This window comes from Pantoea sp. B9002 (genome assembly GCF_013385945.1).
In the GTDB taxonomy this organism is placed as follows: domain Bacteria; phylum Pseudomonadota; class Gammaproteobacteria; order Enterobacterales; family Enterobacteriaceae; genus Pantoea.
In genome coordinates this window covers 1-384 of sequence record NZ_JACAPA010000146.1, presented here as the reverse complement: position 1 = coordinate 384, position 384 = coordinate 1, and the positions used below count along the sequence as shown (strand labels likewise).

Annotated in this window: 1 pseudogene; it reads left to right on the top strand. The window is 68.2% G+C overall.

The features are described from left to right. Positions 1–28 precede the first annotated feature (28 nt). Positions 29–384 (top strand): annotated as a pseudogene (locus tag HX773_RS25590) (hypothetical protein); the annotation flags it as partial.

Below are 384 nucleotides of genomic sequence, written 5' to 3'. Positions count from 1 at the left end.
CTCAAGTGAACGGTTGCAGAGAGGGCGTATGCCGACGTTTTACGACGCACGCGGGAATATCTATGCCGTGGCGAGCCCCGATGAAGTGCGTGGCCTGGGCTTCGAGGTGCCGCTGGACGCGGCGCAGGCGGCCTCGCAGCGGCTGACCTGGACCGCGGGGGCGGTGGAGGCGTTGTGCGGCTGGGGCGACCAGGCACCCGGGCGAGGTGGCAAGCACCATCGTTCCGATGGGCTGCTGGTGGGGCCGTTCCAGTCCGCAGCCCCCTTCGATCTGCTGATCATCAATACCGACGGCACCCTGGCCGAGCGCAGCGGCAACGGCTTGACGATTTTCGCCCAGGCGCTGGCCGAGCAAGGCCTGCTCCCGGCGCAAGGAAGCTGTCG